The 754-nt window shown below is 51.5% G+C and carries 1 protein-coding gene; it reads right to left on the bottom strand.

The features are described 5' to 3' along the window. Positions 1–754 (bottom strand): tRNA modification GTPase (locus R7Q11_RS25940; RefSeq protein ID WP_225466974.1); only part of this gene is annotated, 754 nt, incomplete at both ends.

Below are 754 nucleotides of genomic sequence, written 5' to 3'. Positions count from 1 at the left end.
TGATCCGCTTTGTTGCGGATCACCGTCATGCCAATGCTTTCTGGCAGGCGATCGACAAAATCGGGCCAAATTTCTTTTGGATCGGTGGCATCGGTCGTTGTGCCATCCACCATAAACAATACGCGGTCGGCTTGCGCGATTTCATCCCAAGCGCGTTCGATACCGATTTTTTCGACTTCATCAGAAGCGTCACGCAAGCCAGCAGTATCGATGATGTGCAAAGGCATACCGTCGATATGGATGTGCTCACGCAGCACGTCACGCGTGGTACCTGCTATGTCTGTTACGATTGCGGACTCTTTGCCCGACAGCGCGTTCAGTAGGCTTGATTTACCCGCATTTGGACGACCAGCAATCACGACTTTCATGCCTTCGCGCATGATCGCGCCTTGGTTCGCTTCTTTGCGTACCGCATCGAGGTTATCGATGATAGCTTGCAGATCTCCTGCAACTTTACCATCGGCAAGAAAATCGATTTCTTCTTCAGGGAAGTCGATGGCCGCTTCCACATAGATGCGAAGATGAATCAGTGATTCCACCAGCGTTTGAATACGCTGCGAGAACTGGCCTTGTAGCGATTGTAGCGCCGATTTCGCTGCTTCTTCAGAGCTAGCATCAATCAGGTCGGCAATCGCTTCTGCCTGAGTCAAGTCCATCTTGTCGTTCAAGAACGCACGTTCCGAGAACTCACCAGGACGGGCTGCTCGAACGCCAGCTATGCCCAGAATACGTTTAATCAGCATATCCATTACCG

The organism is Vibrio sp. 970, from assembly GCF_033339075.1.
This window is presented reverse-complemented; position numbering and strand designations above follow the sequence as displayed.